Raw genomic sequence first — 15682 nt, forward strand, 5'->3', positions numbered from 1 at the left:
GGACAATCATGTCAGATCAAGCAGTTGTGACTTTAAAAGATGTGGACGTTGAGTTCCACGGCAAAACCCGCTCGGTGCATGCCGTTGATCATGTGGACTTAACGGTCAACCGCGGTGATATTTATGGCATTGTCGGATACTCTGGTGCCGGCAAATCCACACTTGTTCGGACCATCAACTTGCTGCAGCGCCCAACTGGCGGCAGCGTCAACGTCCTAGGCCAGGATATGTTGGCCTTGTCGCCGGCGCAGCTGCGCAAGGAACGCAAACGTATCGGCATGATTTTTCAGCATTTTAATCTGATGAACAGTCGAACTATTGCTGACAATGTTGCTTTTCCATTAAAAGGAATCAAATCGAAGCAAGCGATCCAAAAGAAAGTTGCGGAGTTGCTCGATCTGGTTGGACTCACTGATCGCGCTAATTCCTATCCTGCTCAATTATCAGGTGGACAAAAGCAACGCGTCGGGATTGCCCGCGCGCTAGCGTCAGATCCTGAAATTCTCATTTCGGATGAAGCAACGAGTGCACTTGATCCAAAGACGACCAGTTCTATTCTGGAGTTGCTCCAGTCGCTGAATCAACGACTGGGCCTGACCATTGTACTGATTACCCACCAGATGGAAGCTGTGAAGCAGATCTGTAATCGTGTGGCGGTCATGGATGATGGGGCAATCATTGAACGCGGTGACTTGTTGCAGGTCTTTTCCAATCCTCAGCAACAGTTAACCAAAGACTTCATTGATACTACTTTGCAACTGGATCAGGCGATTGATGCTGTCATGCAGCAGCCGACCGTGAAAAATCTGGGGCCGGATGATCGTCTTTTACGATTAACCTACGTCGGTGATTCAGCCGATCAACCGCTGGTGGCTAAGCTGTTTAGTAGCTATCATGTCACGGCGAACATTCTGTTTGGTGACATTCAGATTTTACAGGATACGCCGTTTGGCAACTTAATTGTGGTTCTTTCCGGTGACCATGATGAAGTTGAAGCCGGAATCGCGTATTTGAAACAGCAGGATGTCAAGATTGAAGACATTCTAAAGAAGGAGGCCTAGACAGATGGGACAGTTCTTTACAAAATATTTTCCTAACGTGGTGCCTATCTGGTCGGGTGACGGCGGGGTGACTCAGGCAATCAACGAAACGTTGTATATGACCGTGTTGACAGCAGTTGTTGCCGGCATTCTCGGGATTGTCATTGGGATTCTGCTGGTTCTAACCGATGAAGATGGTTTACTAGCCAACCAACCGTTTTATTTTATCCTCGATAAACTGGTTAACATTTTTCGGGCGGTGCCATTCATCATCTTGCTGGCAATCATGACCCCTGTGACGCGAGCCATTGTCGGGACGGGGATCGGCCCAACTGCAGCCTTGGTTCCTTTAATTGCAGGGACCACACCGTTTTATGCACGGCAGGTTCAAAATGCCTTATTGACAGTTGATCCTGGCGTCATCGAGGCAGCTGAAGCAATGGGTGTTTCGCCGCTTGGCATTGTGTTGCGGGTTTACCTGCGCGAAGGTTTGTCAGAACTCATCCGAGTTTCAGTCCTGACGATCATCTCTGTCATCGGCTTAACCGCTATGGCAGGTGCAGTTGGGGGCGGCGGCCTTGGGAATCTGGCGATCGCGGTCGGTTACCAACGTTACCAATACGATGTCATCATCGTTTCCTTAATCTTTATTCTGGCGATCGTTTTCTTGGTACAATTTATCGGTGACTTCTTCGCACGAAAAACCCATCATTAAATTTAAAACTCGTTTTGTAGGCAGAACTCGTGATAGCGTTCTGCTTTTTTTTGAACGCGTTTGCCGCTGTTCTTTTTATGACGTAGAATGGCGATATAACTAAAAGTCAAATTCCAGTCGGGGGTATCATTGTGCACACACTTGAGATTAAGGATTTACATGTCAAAATTAAAGCAGAACCTGAGCATCCGGAGATTTTGACCGGCGTTAATTTAAAGTTAGCGACTGGTGAGATTCATGCCATTATGGGTCCGAACGGGACAGGAAAATCAACATTAGCCGAGACGATCATGGGCAATCCTGCTTATGAAGTGACTCAAGGCGATGTCTTAATTGATGGTCAGTCTATTTTAGACATGGCAGTTGATGAACGCGCGCGAGCCGGGCTTTTTCTAGGGATGCAGTACCCGCAAGAAATTGCAGGTGTTACCAATGCCGAGTTTATTCGGGCGGCGATCAATGCACGCCGGCCAGAAGATGATCAGATTCGCATCACCGACTTTTTAAAGCAATTGGACGACACAATGGCGACCCTCGAAATGCCGGAATCCATGGCGGATCGTTATTTGAACCAAGGCTTTTCCGGTGGTGAAAAGAAACGCAATGAAATTCTACAGTTGATGATGATTCACCCGCACTTTGGTTTGTTGGATGAAATTGATTCCGGCTTGGATATTGATGCACTGCGGATTGTTGCCAAAGGGGTCAACTTATTGCGTGGACCAGATTTTGGCAGCATGATTATTACGCATTATCAACGGCTATTGGATTACATCATTCCCGATGTTGTGCATGTGATGAAAGGTGGCCGAATTATTGAAAGTGGCGGCCCAGAACTTGCTAAAGAATTGGAGAAGACTGGCTACGAACACCTTAAAGTAGGTGATCAAAATGGCTGAAGCAGTGACTTTACCGGCACCTAACTTGCCCAAGTTTCCTTTAGCTCGGTATTTAAAACTTCAGCCTGATGCCGTCCTAGATCGTGTGATTCTACACGCACCGCAATCGGTTGCCTATGCAGCAGGCTCCAGTGAGGTTCAACGGTTCACCCCAGTCACGTCATTGGATGCTTGGTTACTTGCACACCCCCAAGGCGCGACCACGATTGATATTCCGGCCCATTTTGTAAGCGGTGATGAGCCGATTGTCTTGACTGGTCCTAAGCAAGCGGGTGGACTGCTTTATGTTCATGTCGGCAAAGGCGCTAAAGTCACGATTCAGGAAAAATGGGCGAGCGGCGGCAATGTTTTAGGCGTTTGGCTTGTGTTGGTTATTGATGCCGATGCCGAAGTCAGCTGGCTGAGTTATGACAGTTTTACAGCTGAGACCGTGATTGCAAACCGTACCGCCACGCTTGGTGCCAATGCTAAATTGAATTGGACCTTGGCAGGGTTTTCGCGAAACTCCGGCCTTAACCGGGTGGATGTCCGCTTATTGGGCCAAAACGCCGAGGCAACCGTCAACGTGGGTGTGCTTGCGGCAGGAAGTCAACATGTCAGTTACACGACCTCGGTAACCAATGAAGCGCAACACACAGTAGGGCATATTAACCAACGTGGCGTCATTACTGGCAGTGCCCATTTATTATTCAATGGGATTGGTCACATCATCAAAGGTGCACGTGGCAGTGATGCCCAACAAGAAAATCGAGTCTTGATGTTGTCGCCACATGCGGAAGGTGATGCCAATCCGATTCTGTTAATTGACGAAAATGACGTCACCGCAGGACATGCGGCTTCAGTGACGCGTGTGAATGCTGATCAGCTTTACTATCTCATGAGCCGTGGTTTATCTGCGACATTGGCGAAACGGTTGGTCATTCGCGGTTTCCTTGAAGGCGGCTTGGCTGAAATTGATGATGTCCGACTGAAGAAGGAACTCTTCGCAACGATTGATCGAACGCTGGTGGCTGAAGATGCGTGAACAATTTCCATTTTTTAAAGCTCATCCCGAGCTGGTCTATCTAGATACGGCGGCGACTTCTCAGAAACCGCAAGCTTTACTAGATGCTATTCAAAATTACTATGTCAATGATAATGCCAATGTTCATCGTGGCTTGTATAAATTGGCTTATGACACCACCGAGGCTTATGAAAACGTACGCCAACAAGTGGCCGGCTTTTTAGGTGCGGCGAGTGCTGACGAGATTATTTTTACTCGCGGGACCACTGATAGCTTGAACTTGGTTGCTAGTGCTTATGGGCCGCAAGTCGTCACGGCTGGGTCACAAATTGTTGTGACAGGTGCAGAGCATCACAGTAATTTCATTCCTTGGCAGCAATTAGCCAAGCGCCAGCAGGCTACGTTCACAGTGACGCCGGTAAAGCCGGATGGCACGGTGGATATTGCTGCCTTAATAGCGGCCATCACGCCTCAGACGAAGGTGGTTGCGGTGGCGCAAGTGACGAATGTTGCAGGTGATACGTTACCGATTGCCAAAATTGCGGCCAAAGCCCATGCAGTTGGTGCTGTTGTCGTTGTTGATGGCGCGCAGGCGGTAGCCCATCTGGCAGTTGATGTTCAAGCTATGGGGGCGGATTTCTATGCATTTTCTGGGCATAAAATTTATGGCCCAACTGGCATTGGCGTCCTCTATGGCCGCGCTGATTTATTGCAGCACATGCCGCCGATTCAGTTTGGCGGTGAAATGATTTCAGAAGTCCGCGATGATGTCAGTACTTGGGCAGACGGCCCAATTAAGTACGAGGCTGGCACGCCGCACATTGCTGGCGTGATCGGATTAGGCGCTGCTTTAACGTGGTTTGATCAGTCTGTGAATGCAGCAGCATTTGACAACGAACATCAATTGGCAGATCAGTTACGCGCTGGCCTGGCAGCGATTCCAGATGTGACCGTGTATGGTAATCAAGCAAGTTTGGCGACTGTGTCGTTTAACTTAACTGGGATTCACCCGCATGATCTTGCGACTTTCTTAGATGAGCAGCAAATTGCGGTTCGTGCGGGGCATCATTGTGCACAACCGCTGATGGCGCGACTAGGGGTGCCAGCCACGGTTCGTGCTAGTTTCGGCGTTTACAACAATGCTGACGATGTTGAACGATTGATTCAGGCAGTTCAGGCGGCAAGGAGGTATTTCCATGGCATTGACTAAGCTGGACCAGATGTATCGGGCGGTCATTTTGGATGAAGCACAACACCCGCGACATCACGGGGTTTTGCCAGCTTTTGACCATGAAATTACGGTTCGCAATCCAAGTTGCGGTGATGTCTTGCATCTTCAAATCAAAGAGGATGCCGGTCGGGTAACGGACGTGGCCTTCTCTGGCAGTGGCTGTACGATTTCTCAAGCCAGTGCTAGCCTGATGACGGAACAGATCATTGGCAAAACGCCAGCAGACATTGAACAAATGGTCGAAACGTTTTCTGATTTGATCATTAACGGGGATGTGCCAAACGCTGATATTTTAGGCGATGCAGCGGTTTTAAAGGGCGTCCACCAATTTCCTGCACGGATCAAATGTGCCACTTTGGCATGGAAAGCAGCGGCGCAAGTTTTGACGCAGAAAGGTGAAGACCATGACTGAGACAAAAAACACTAAAAACAATGAAACTGTCGCGGCATATATCGACTTTTTGCCAGAAGACAATCCAGCAGATTTTAAGGATGATATCAAGCCGGTGTATTCTACAGGTCGGGGCTTAACCGAGGAAACGGTTCGCGCTATTTCTGCGGAGAAGCATGAGCCTGACTGGATGCTCGATTATCGGTTGCGTGCTTATGCAACGTACAAAAGGCTGGCAATGCCGAATTTTGGCCCGGATCTTTCCGATCTTGACTTGGACAACATGCTTTATTTTCAAAAGGCGACGGATCGAACCTATCGCGACTGGGATGACGTGCCTGACGCCATTAAAAATACGTTTGATCGGTTAGGCGTTCCGCAGGCTGAACGTAAATATTTGGCCGGCGCCAGCGCCCAATACGAGTCTGAAGTGGTTTACCATAACATGCGGGATGAATTCGAAAAACTCGGCATTATTTTCATGGACATGGACTCAGCTTTGAAAGAGTATCCGGAACTCGTGCATGATTATTTTGGCAAACTGGTTAAACCTAGCGACAATAAATTTGCTGCTTTGAACGGTGCTGTGTGGTCTGGCGGCAGTTTTATCTATGTGCCTAAAGGCGTGCAGACAGATGTGCCAATTCAAAGTTACTTCCGAATTAATGCCGAGAACACCGGTCAATTCGAGCGGACGCTGATCATCGTTGAGCCTGGCGCGCATGTTAACTACGTGGAAGGATGTACGGCTCCTAACTATTCCAGCGACAGTTTGCACGCGGCGGTTGTTGAAGTTTTCGTCAAAAATGACGCTTACTGCCGCTATACGACGATTCAGAACTGGAGCAAGAATGTCTTCTCACTTGAAACCAAACGCGCACAGGCACTCGACAACGCCACTATGGAGTGGGTTGATGGCAACCTTGGCAGTAAAACTACGATGAAGTATCCTAGCGTGTATCTTGACGGTAAAGGCGCGCACGGTACGATGTTAAGTATCGCGGTCGCAGGTGAAGGCGTTGATCAGGATAATGGCGCACGAATGATTCATAATGCGCCGAATACCAGCAGTTCGATTGTCTCCAAGTCGATTGCCAAAGATGGCGGCGCGGTTGATTATCGCGGCACAGTTCGCTTCACTAAAAAGGCAGACAATGCCTTTTGCCACGTAGAATGTGACACGATCTTGATGGATGAAAAAAGTTCAAGTGATACAATTCCTTATAATGAAATCCATAATGCCACAGTGTCAATGGAACATGAAGCGAAGGTATCAAAGGTTTCCGAAGAACAGTTGTACTACTTGATGAGCCGCGGTATTTCTGAAGCCAAGGCCACTGAAATGATTATCATGGGTTTTGTTGAGCCATTTACTAAAGAACTGCCGATGGAATATGCGGTTGAATTGAATCGTCTGATTGGTATGGAAATGGATGGGTCTGTAGGCTGAAATCGACTTCTTATTCTAATGTCGATTTTTGAAGAAAAGCTGGCTAAATTGTTATCTGCAATCTGGAGGTTGCGGATAGACGTTTAGCCAGCTTTTTTTATTCGACATAAAATATTAGGCAAGCCTAACTTTTTGTTTTATGATAGAAGCGGCAACAAAACCACACTAATCTAGGAGGCCGCAAATGGATAACTATGATAAAGCAAGAAAGGTTTTGCAATCAACGGCATTGTCAAAAATAGCTCAGCAGACCGGTATCAGTATCGGGCAGATTTGGCATTATCGTGATCGTCACGAAGGCATTGAAAAGGCACCAGAGGCCTATGTAAAGAAGATTGCCAGTTTGTATCGAAATAAGCGGTATTGAAATCGCTAGAATAAGGGGCTTGTTAATTTGGCCAAATTGCAAGAAGCGTCAGGATAAAAGCTATGAGCCCACAAAACAAGTCGTGAGCCTGATAGCGATCACACGTCATGGGTGCTACAATTAAATTACTGATTTGCAAACTGAATCTCAATTTTTTGCATGCTATTGCGTGTGCCATGATCGCGAGGAGGTATACCATGGCTGAGGATCTTGAACATTTTATCAAGACAATGGCGCTGGGGATTCCAACGATTAAACCAGACGAAAAGCGAGCTTTTCTCGGTAATTTTCGTGAACGAGTTGCGATGGCCATTACGATTAAGCAGTTACGCGATGCACGAATCACCACCATGCTTGATGCGGTGTTGACCCGTTATCCTGGTTATCGAATTTTTCTTAATGGCCGAATGGGCGAAAATCTGGTCAATCAATACATGATGCAGGCCCTAGCCCACAACTATCCTTTCACCATTATGAATCAACCGGGGATGCGCGTGACTAAGCGCGTTTTGCAAACCGATTTTGGCTGGGTATTGGCGCACCCGACTCAGAAAATAGCCCAACCCATCCTTTTATAAGTTGGCGACGCACGCCGGTTGTGAAGCCGTTTGCCAGTTGAACATTGCAAAAAGTGCGATTAGTTTCTGACGACAATCACGTATTTACAGGAGGTCCATTTTGACGCAACTTGATACGATTCAGCGAACAGTACAACAACTACGCGATTTGCTGAATAAAGGCGAAATTTTTACAGCATTACCGAATATGTTGGGCAAAGTGATTGAGAGCGTGGCAGTTGAACCTGCTACCCCGATTAAAATACCTAGAGACGACAAGACGGCCATTGTCAAAATCAGAGCTATCCAGAAGCGGATCAAGCAAACAAGTGATCCCAGCGTGACTGATGATGAGATTGACTTTTTGGTAGCACATTTGGCAAGTACCAACCCTGCAGTTCGGGATAAAGGCGTTTTCTTCCTGTTCAATGATTTGTTTCAGGCGGAAGCCTTCACCAATGAGCAAATTAAAACGCTTTTCAAGCGGCTGCAAGCACCGGATATTTTGTTCAATCATATTTTTGAACCGCAAAACAATGGTATCTTTTTGCGCAGTTTTTCGCTGATGATTCTAAGCGGCATGATCTATGCTGATCAGAATCGTTACCACGTGTTGACTAAAGCCGATTATTTGGCGACTGTTCAGAATATCGCCGTTTATATTCTGTTAGAAAAAGATGGCCGTGGTTATGTTGAGAAGAAGGGCTGGGCACATGCCTATACACATATTGGCAACATGCTGGAAGAATTGAGTCAAGTTGGGGTCTTACCGCGAGCTGAGAAAGTTTTGCTCATGGCCGCAGTTGTGGAAGCTTGGCGGCGCGTTGAAACACCGCTTGTTTTTGGGGAAGATCATCGCATGGCTTTGTATCTGAGCAGCCTGACCAACGTCAATAAGTTTTACAGTGAAACTTTATTGATGTGTCTCAAGAATTGGCAGCACGCCTTGGTGAATGTTCGTCCGCAAGAATCCTACAGTTTTTGGGTTCGGTGGTACAACCGCAATCGATTGTTGCAAGCATTGGCCCTGCGAGCTGATTTGCCACAGCCAATTGCCGATTATATTCAGCAAATTGTGGATCTTTTTTAGTTCAGATGGTCAATAGAAGGGAGCACGGCTTTGATTAAGGCTATTATTTTTGATATGGATGGCGTGATTGTCGACTCAGAGCCGTGTGCCTTAGAAAATCGCCTGGCCTATTTACGTCAGGTGGGGATTGAAGCCGATGATCGCAAGTTGGCTGGGTTATTAGGGCGCAATATGGCCGATGTTTGGCGCATCATTGCGCCTTCGAAAGATGCTCTGCAACTTCAAGCAGGTTATGTGGCCTACAAACAGGCCCATCCGATTCCGTATGCAAAGATTGTAATGCCGGGTGCACGGCCAACTTTACAATGGTTGAAGCAGCATGATATCAAAACTGCCATTGCATCAGCCTCAGATCTGACCTTTATCGAAAAGATGTGTACAGAGACAGGCTTGCGTCAGTATTTTGATCAATTGCTTAGCGGCGCCGACTTCACACGCACTAAACCGGCACCTGATGTCTACTTGGCAGCGCTGCAGGTGCTGGACGTGGCTGCTGAGGAAGCGATCGCGGTGGAAGATTCAACGCTTGGTATTGCCGCCGCAAAAGCTGCTGGTCTATATACCTTAGCAGTCCCGCTACGTGATCCCCGGTTCACTCAAAATCAGCAAGCAGCAGATCAACGGATTAAGAAACTAACCGATATTATGGGAATAGTTGATGATAAAAATGCTTATAATCAATAAGCATTTTTATTTTGCATTTATATTATAAAATTTATATCTCGTGGCTTTTAGATACAAAAGATCAAAATCTAAAAAGATATTTTTTAAAAATTGAATAAATATCAGTTGTTATTATTAGCTTTTAAAACCACTTATCCGTATAATTGACTCTAGGTTAAGGGTTAAGCCTTGCCAAAATTCTATGTTGATGCACTTAACTGAAACACTGGGGAGTGATAAGTATGCGAAAGGAGCAGCAAACACTGCGGATCTTGGGGGATAAGGTCCGTTATTATCGCAAGTTGAAGGGTCTATCGCAGGCCGAGCTGGCGGCAAATATTTGCACGCAAGCTACAATTAGCTTGATTGAGAAGCGTAATAAAGTGCCAAGCATGAATATTTTGATGCGATTAATTGGTCGTTTAGGAATTCAGCTGGATGACATTGTTGTCGAGCATCATGATCGGGTTCAGCAACTGTTGACCGGTATTGATTTTCAGATTCAGCACCACCAATATGCACTTGCTGCGGAGAATTTGAGTAAGATTCGGTTGGATAAGATCAAGAATGATGATGACCAAAAGCGCTACTATTATTATCAAGGAATTATCGAACTATTCAAAAACAATGCACCGGATGAGGCGATTTATTTCTTTGGCCGAGTCCTGAGCCCGTTAGTTAACTCCGAACGTGACCTTTTTGGTATTCTAGCAACGCTGGGGTTAGGATTGGCCTATGCTGCCAAGCATACGTTTGACCGATCTCGAGTCTATATTGATCAAGCGTTACGCATGTTGAAACACGTGCCACTGTCTGACAGTAAATATCTGGATGTTGAGTTGACAATTTATTGGCACATTGCCCGAATTTATTATGAACTCAGTGACTTTAAGGCCGTCCTCAAATACACTGATCTGGGTGTTCGAGAGGCAGTCAAGCACGATAAACTTTTCCTTCTAGATGAATTGTTTGCATTACAAGCAAGGGCGCTCAAGCTTTTGGGTGACCCCGATGCCTCTAAAAGTTATCAAATTGCGATCGCATTTGCCCGAGTGACAGGCTCAACGCCTTTGGAAACGAGCTTAGTCGCAGAAATGGTCTCGCAAAAACCAAATATTGAGACAGCTTGAAAAATCCTCATAGATGCTGCCGTCTATGACGAAAAAAATACCTGAAAACATCGGCTGATTTAAGAGCCAGATGTCTCAGGTATTTTTTTATTTTTTAAGCAGGTTTTAATGACCTATCTTACTTGAATATTAAAATTATAATGATTATTTATCACTGTTGTCAGTTGGCTTTTTAGTGCTTGCCAGTGCCGGTTTGTTGGCCAAATCGGTCCGGACAACCAAGACATCGCAAAGTGCGTTTCGTGTCACATATTCAGTGACGGACCCAATCAGTAAGCGTTCAACAGCGTTCAAACCGGTGGCGCCGATCATAATAAGGTCGATATTCTTAGCCTTTGGGATATCACGGGCGATGATCGTCTTCGGAGCGCCATACTCAATACTGAAACTGACCTTGTCCAATCCTGCCTTCTTGGCTTGATCCACATAGCCTTCCATGGTACTCTTCGCGTTTTCTGTGACTTGTTCAACCATCGCTGAGTCAAAACTGGAAACGTTCTGGAACGCGCGGGTGTCGACAATATGAATGAGAATCAATTCTGCGTCATTCCGTTTTGCAACGGCAACCGCTTTCTTGAATGCCAACTCAGCTTCGTATGAGCCATCGATCGCAACCAAAATATGTTGATATTGTTGTAACATTCCTCATCACCTCTACCTTCATTGTACTTGATTTAATCATGGAATTAAATGAAAAGCGTTTCACAACTTCATTTGGGTCAGACTAATTAGCACGAAAATCATGGCTAAGAAGGCACCAACGACCAAAATCACGAGATTTGCCCAGAGCGGAAAGAAAAGACCACCAATGATAGCAGCAATGCCAACAAGGACAAACAGGCAAGCAAATAGTTTAAGAAAACGGGTTAATCCCGGTGTTGGTTTCTTAATAATCAAAAAGTTTTGTTCACGATGCGACCATGTATAGGCTGCTAAGGCAAACGTTACTACGGCGTAAATGCCCATTAACAAGAGAGTCACGAGAGTCCTCCTATCTGTTTTCTTTATTATGCCATAGCTGGCAGGGAATGGCGGGGGGATTTTTCTGAAAATTGAGTGACTTTTAGACGCTCGTGTTCCCACTTTACATTAACGGGTTCGGTCTACCTGTAAGGACCTTGGACGCGCTGGCCAAAGTGCAACCATCACGCCTAGGGCCACTTATATGCCAACTTCTAAACGCTCTGGCTCACGCTTGAGGCTGCTTTTGCGGAAGGCTATAACTGACGCTGGGCTAGCTTTCTATAACGCGTTCGCCAGCCCAGAAACCTGCACATAAGGACCTCAGCCATAAATGGCAAAACCCAGCCATTTATGGCTGAGGCCACTTATGCTCCGGTTTCTAACCGGGCTAGCTCACGCTTCCACAAAAAAAGCCGGCACTGGGCCGGCCAAAAACAGGTTTGGTTTTTGTGAAAGGCTAATTGGTGCCGTTTTCTTCCCGGGTCGTTGAAACCCGCTACTAGCTATGTGGGCCCAGACGCCAGAGACATTAGCCGCTAAGTGAAATAGCAGCACCGTCCAAGACTCTTCCGGTCCCAAGGTCTCGATACTGTTCGGTCAACTGATAGTTAAGGAAGCGCGAACACCTTAGAACTTTCATAGTTATAGTAGCACGGGAAGGCAAGTAGTTGCAAGCGTAAACGCTTACGTTACCTTTTCTTAGACTTTTGCGCATCACGCTGCCAGTCTTTAAGTTGTTGTAGTCGCTGAGCCAGTGCCGCTTCGTATCTGCCGGTGGCTTTAGGCTGATAGTAGTGTTTATTTTTAAGGTTGTCAGGCAGATATTGCTGTGCAACCCAGCCGTTGGGATAGTTATGCGGCAGTTTGTAGTCGATACCATGGCCTAGTTGTTTGGCACCGCGATAATGGGCATCGCGTAAATCATCTGGGATTTGGCCGGCATTGCCGTTTTCAACATCGGCGAGAGCTTCGTCAATAGCCTTGATACCGGAGTTGCTTTTAGGTGCGAGGCAAAGATCAATGACAGCATCAGCCAGCGGAATGCGACCTTCCGGCAATCCGAGACGTTCAGCACTTTGAATGGCGGTCAAGGTGCGACTGGCAGTGGTTGGATTGGCAAGGCCAATGTCTTCATAGGCAATGACCAGCAGTCGGCGGGTAATGCTGTTGAGGTCACCAATGGCGATTAGCCGAGCGAGGTAATGTAAAGCTGCATCAGCATCGGAGCCGCGAATGGATTTTTGAAAGGCCGAAATAATGTCGTAATGCGCGTCGCCGTTTGTATCGCCAGCCAAAGCGGGCTTTTGCAGACTTTGCTGAATGGTAGTTAGATCAATTGTGATCGTGCCGTCATCGCTTGCTGGGGTTGATAATACCGCTAATTCAAGCCCGTTCAACGCTGATCGTAAATCGCCATTGGTTGCATGGGTGAGATAATCAAGTGCGTCAGGCTGTAAGTCAACCTGATAGTCACCAAGTCCGCGTTTGTGATCGGCTAAAGCCCGTTTGATGGCGCTTGCAATATCATCTGGCGTCAGTGGCTTAACCTGAAAGATTTGAGTTCGGCTGCGAATGGCTGGCTGAATGTTCATATAAGGGTTTTCGGTGGTTGCCCCAATTAAAACGATGCGGCCACTTTCCAACAATGGCAGTAAAAAGTCTTGCTTGGTTTTATCCAGCCGATGAATTTCGTCTAGCAGCAAGATAACGGTTCCGCTCATTTTGGCCTCTTCAGCCACGATTTGAAGATCCTTTTTAGTATCGGTAGCGGCATTTAAAATACGGAAGGCATACTTGGTGCTGCCAGCAATGGCACTGGCAATACTGGTTTTACCGGTACCGGGCGGGCCATAGAGGATCATCGAGCTTAATCGATGAGCGCTGACCATGCGACGAATGATGCGATCTGGGCCAACAAGGTCTTGTTGACCGACAACTTCATCTAAATTTTGTGGACGCATGCGGTAGGCAAGCGGTTGTTGCAAGGCGAACCCTCCTTGTGTGTGGCAGTTTAAAAATAGACATTAACTATAGGAAGTACTTTTAAGATGATTGACTTAGTTTAGCATAGAGATGTGACTTGAAAATAGGCGGTTGTTGTTGCACGGGGATGCTTACGCTCCGGTTTCTGATCGCGCCAGCTCGCGCTCTTGTTGTCTGCGTGTTAATCTAATTCTAGATCATCAAATAAAGGAATGACACATGTTGAATCATTATTGGCAACTGATCCAGAAAAATAACTTGTTTGGCTTACGGGACGACACTCGGATTGGGGTGATTCGGACGGTGAAGCCGGTGTTGGCGGAAGGCGAGCAGCTGCCAGTGTGGGCGAATGCGAGTCGGCATGCGTTGGTGCAGCAGGTGTCGGCTACAATGTTACAGTTGACGACACCGCTTTTAGACGATCCCAGCGAAGTTGTGGCGTATTTGCGTGCGGGACTCAGCCGCGTCTGGGCAGCGCTGCCAGAAAACGGCAAGCTGCCGGTTTTCACCACCGGATTGGAAAATAATCAGCGCATTCGCATTGTTTTGCCGGAAGTGTTGTTTGAGCGGCTTTATACGGCGGAAAATTTTCAAGGGAATGGCCCTGATTATGTAACGTACCGGAATCAAATTTATGATTTGGTCGCTGATGGGTTGATCACACAATTGCCGTTACTGACTTATCTCTTTGCCGCTTCACCGGCCAAAAACGGCCGGGCATTTTGGCCTGCGCCGGATCAGGAACGGCAACTGGTTCAAAAGGTCAGTGACCCTGATCACTTAGCGCGAACATTGGCTTTGGATGTTGCAGTGGAACTTGATCCTTATGCGGCGAGCGGTGTTACGGAACAAATGTTGAACTTTTTAATCGACAGTTGCTGGTTTGCTTTGAGTCAACCAGCGATTCCATTGCCCGCGGCGGCTGAGGTGCGCCGGCATAGTTTGGCAGAAGCACAGAAGATTGCTGCTGGCGATCCCACGGCACCGGTCGCGAGTTTGACAGCACCGATTGATGCCATGGCGGTCTGGCTGAATCAGGTCGGCCTCACACCGCAACGCAAACAAGCTTTTGAGTTGATGCAAAGCCGAGTCCTGAAGCCAGAAACGACGATTGCGGGTCAGGTGGCGGCGGCGGCTTATCATGATATTTCAGCAGCTCAAACACCGTTAGCAACGCAAGCCCACGCAGATTTGTCAATGGAAGAAGATTTGCCGGGCTTCAGTAACTTGTCAGGCAACAGTCAAGCCTTGCTTCAGGCAGTGATTGATGGCGGGTATCAGTGGACCTTGCTGGATCGGGAACAGAACATTCTGCAGATTGCCAGTGATACTCAGCGCCATGTGTTGATTGACGGTGCGTTGACTAGTCGCACACCTGCTAGTGCCATGGTGGTAGCAGAACATCGCCATGCCGCCAAAAAGGTGTTAGCGGCGGCTGGGTTACCTGTTGCCAGAGGGGCCAAGTTCACACGTTGGCCTGAAGCTAAAGCTGCTTTTGAGCAAAGCTTTGCCCGTAAAAGTATCGTCGTGAAACCTGAACAGCGTAGTCATGGGCTTGCTGTTGAGCAATTTGCGGTGCCGCCGACTGCCAAACAATTCGCCCAAGCCTTTCACGCTGCTAACCAAGATCACGGCGTATTGGTCGAGATGATGGGGCGGGGAACAACGTATCATTTTACTGTTATAGGTCGCCGTGTGGTAAGTGTGTTGGAAAATGCCGCTGCCAATGTGGTTGGCGATGGTCGTAAATCAATCAAAGAATTGATTGCGTTGAAAAATGGTAAGCGGCCGAATGCACGGCAGCTCAAACTTGACGAAACAGCAAATCGGCAGTTGAAGTTACAATCGGTTACGATGAATACTGTCTTGCGGCGCGGTCAGCAGATTTTCCTTGCTTCTGCGGCGCACCCGCAAACAGGTGGCGATATTTATGATGTTACAACCGAAATCGATCCAAGCTACAACCAACTTGCGGTTGCCGCTGCTGATGCGCTTGAATTGCCGATTGCCGCCGTTGATATCGTGATTGATAATCTTTATGACGCCTATGCTGCTGAGCCTGAAGGCCAAGCTATCATCATCAGTGTCGATCCGATTCCCGACTTAACGTTGCCACAACAACCAGATATGGGCGCGGCGCATTCAATTGCACCTGCTTTACTCACGTATCTGTTTAGCGAAAAATAAAACATCTGCCGTC

At 47.3% G+C, this 15682-nt stretch carries 16 protein-coding genes; 13 read left to right on the plus strand and 3 right to left on the minus strand.

Annotation, left to right across the window (positions count from 1 at the left end):
• The first annotated feature begins 8 nt into the window (after nucleotides 1-8).
• The 12 genes from LBPC_RS05840 to LBPC_RS05895 all read left to right on the plus strand — a co-directional run bounded on the left by LBPC_RS05840 (nucleotide 9) and on the right by LBPC_RS05895 (nucleotide 10536).
• On the plus strand, nucleotides 9-1061 hold the full coding sequence (locus LBPC_RS05840; RefSeq protein ID WP_003564998.1) for a methionine ABC transporter ATP-binding protein: 1053 nt from the start codon (nucleotides 9-11) through the stop codon (nucleotides 1059-1061).
• Nucleotides 1062-1065: 4 nt separating this feature from the next.
• Nucleotides 1066-1755 (plus strand): methionine ABC transporter permease, encoded by a 690-nt coding sequence (locus LBPC_RS05845; protein WP_003565000.1) that lies wholly within the window; start codon nucleotides 1066-1068, stop codon nucleotides 1753-1755.
• 131 nt (nucleotides 1756-1886) lie between these two features.
• Nucleotides 1887-2654, plus strand: a complete 768-nt coding sequence (gene sufC, locus LBPC_RS05850; protein WP_003565002.1) for a Fe-S cluster assembly ATPase SufC — start codon at nucleotides 1887-1889, stop codon at nucleotides 2652-2654.
• Nucleotides 2647-3678 (plus strand): SufD family Fe-S cluster assembly protein, encoded by a 1032-nt coding sequence (locus tag LBPC_RS05855; RefSeq protein WP_003565004.1) that lies wholly within the window; start codon nucleotides 2647-2649, stop codon nucleotides 3676-3678. The genes sufC and LBPC_RS05855 overlap by 8 nt, the downstream gene beginning before the upstream one ends.
• Nucleotides 3671-4867, plus strand: coding sequence for an aminotransferase class V-fold PLP-dependent enzyme (locus LBPC_RS05860; protein ID WP_003661156.1), 1197 nt, complete (start codon nucleotides 3671-3673; stop codon nucleotides 4865-4867). Before LBPC_RS05855 ends, LBPC_RS05860 begins: the two co-directional genes overlap by 8 nt.
• The gene (gene sufU / locus LBPC_RS05865) at nucleotides 4854-5300 is read left to right on the plus strand and encodes a Fe-S cluster assembly sulfur transfer protein SufU (RefSeq protein ID WP_003569981.1); all 447 of its coding nucleotides are present in this window, start codon (nucleotides 4854-4856) and stop codon (nucleotides 5298-5300) included. Before LBPC_RS05860 ends, sufU begins: the two co-directional genes overlap by 14 nt.
• Nucleotides 5293-6729 (plus strand): Fe-S cluster assembly protein SufB, encoded by a 1437-nt coding sequence (sufB, locus tag LBPC_RS05870; RefSeq protein ID WP_003661154.1) that lies wholly within the window; start codon nucleotides 5293-5295, stop codon nucleotides 6727-6729. Before sufU ends, sufB begins: the two co-directional genes overlap by 8 nt.
• 184 nt (nucleotides 6730-6913) lie before the next feature.
• A complete protein-coding gene (locus LBPC_RS05875) occupies nucleotides 6914-7096 on the plus strand; it encodes a hypothetical protein (protein WP_003565012.1) in 183 nt (60 codons plus the stop codon).
• A gap of 197 nt (nucleotides 7097-7293) precedes the next feature.
• Nucleotides 7294-7674, plus strand: a complete 381-nt coding sequence (locus tag LBPC_RS05880; RefSeq protein ID WP_016376293.1) for a DUF1694 domain-containing protein — start codon at nucleotides 7294-7296, stop codon at nucleotides 7672-7674.
• A 100-nt stretch (nucleotides 7675-7774) separates the two neighbouring features.
• Complete coding sequence (locus LBPC_RS05885; RefSeq protein ID WP_003569984.1) at nucleotides 7775-8743, plus strand: DUF2785 domain-containing protein; 969 nt, start codon at nucleotides 7775-7777, stop codon at nucleotides 8741-8743.
• A 30-nt stretch (nucleotides 8744-8773) separates the two neighbouring features.
• A complete protein-coding gene (locus LBPC_RS05890) occupies nucleotides 8774-9427 on the plus strand; it encodes an HAD family hydrolase (RefSeq protein WP_003565017.1) in 654 nt (217 codons plus the stop codon).
• A 221-nt stretch (nucleotides 9428-9648) separates the two neighbouring features.
• The gene (locus LBPC_RS05895) at nucleotides 9649-10536 is read left to right on the plus strand and encodes a helix-turn-helix domain-containing protein (RefSeq protein WP_003565019.1); all 888 of its coding nucleotides are present in this window, start codon (nucleotides 9649-9651) and stop codon (nucleotides 10534-10536) included.
• 144 nt (nucleotides 10537-10680) lie between these two features.
• Here the strand turns inward: LBPC_RS05895 and LBPC_RS05900 are convergent, their stop codons facing one another.
• The 3 genes from LBPC_RS05900 to LBPC_RS05910 form a co-directional block, all read right to left on the minus strand.
• Nucleotides 10681-11178: a universal stress protein gene (locus LBPC_RS05900; protein WP_003565021.1), complete on the minus strand. Its 498-nt coding sequence runs from the start codon at nucleotides 11176-11178 to the stop codon at nucleotides 10681-10683.
• Nucleotides 11179-11238: 60 nt separating this feature from the next.
• Nucleotides 11239-11517, minus strand: coding sequence for a hypothetical protein (locus LBPC_RS05905; RefSeq protein ID WP_003569988.1), 279 nt, complete (start codon nucleotides 11515-11517; stop codon nucleotides 11239-11241).
• 671 nt (nucleotides 11518-12188) lie between these two features.
• A complete protein-coding gene (locus LBPC_RS05910; protein WP_003574701.1) occupies nucleotides 12189-13484 on the minus strand; it encodes a replication-associated recombination protein A in 1296 nt (431 codons plus the stop codon).
• 217 nt (nucleotides 13485-13701) lie between these two features.
• Between LBPC_RS05910 and LBPC_RS05915 the strand changes: the two genes are divergently transcribed.
• Nucleotides 13702-15669 (plus strand): hypothetical protein, encoded by a 1968-nt coding sequence (locus tag LBPC_RS05915; protein WP_003661147.1) that lies wholly within the window; start codon nucleotides 13702-13704, stop codon nucleotides 15667-15669.
• Nucleotides 15670-15682 lie beyond the last annotated feature (13 nt).

Origin of the sequence: Lacticaseibacillus paracasei subsp. paracasei (assembly GCF_000829035.1) — a bacterium.
Lineage (GTDB): Bacteria > Bacillota > Bacilli > Lactobacillales > Lactobacillaceae > Lacticaseibacillus > Lacticaseibacillus paracasei.

Excerpts from the sequence above, each read along its gene's own strand:
- LBPC_RS05840 (WP_003564998.1), top strand. The coding sequence starts at position 9 with ATGTCAGATCAAGCAGTTGTGACTTTAAAAGATGTGGACGTTGAGTTC.
- LBPC_RS05845 (WP_003565000.1), top strand. The coding sequence starts at position 1,066 with ATGGGACAGTTCTTTACAAAATATTTTCCTAACGTGGTGCCTATCTGG.
- LBPC_RS05855 (WP_003565004.1), top strand. The coding sequence starts at position 2,647 with ATGGCTGAAGCAGTGACTTTACCGGCACCTAACTTGCCCAAGTTTCCT.
- LBPC_RS05860 (WP_003661156.1), top strand. The coding sequence starts at position 3,671 with ATGCGTGAACAATTTCCATTTTTTAAAGCTCATCCCGAGCTGGTCTAT.
- sufU (WP_003569981.1), top strand. The coding sequence starts at position 4,854 with ATGGCATTGACTAAGCTGGACCAGATGTATCGGGCGGTCATTTTGGAT.
- sufB (WP_003661154.1), top strand. The coding sequence starts at position 5,293 with ATGACTGAGACAAAAAACACTAAAAACAATGAAACTGTCGCGGCATAT.
- LBPC_RS05875 (WP_003565012.1), top strand. The coding sequence starts at position 6,914 with ATGGATAACTATGATAAAGCAAGAAAGGTTTTGCAATCAACGGCATTG.
- LBPC_RS05880 (WP_016376293.1), top strand. The coding sequence starts at position 7,294 with ATGGCTGAGGATCTTGAACATTTTATCAAGACAATGGCGCTGGGGATT.
- LBPC_RS05895 (WP_003565019.1), top strand. The coding sequence starts at position 9,649 with ATGCGAAAGGAGCAGCAAACACTGCGGATCTTGGGGGATAAGGTCCGT.
- LBPC_RS05900 (WP_003565021.1), bottom strand. The coding sequence starts at position 11,178 with ATGTTACAACAATATCAACATATTTTGGTTGCGATCGATGGCTCATAC.
- LBPC_RS05915 (WP_003661147.1), top strand. The coding sequence starts at position 13,702 with ATGTTGAATCATTATTGGCAACTGATCCAGAAAAATAACTTGTTTGGC.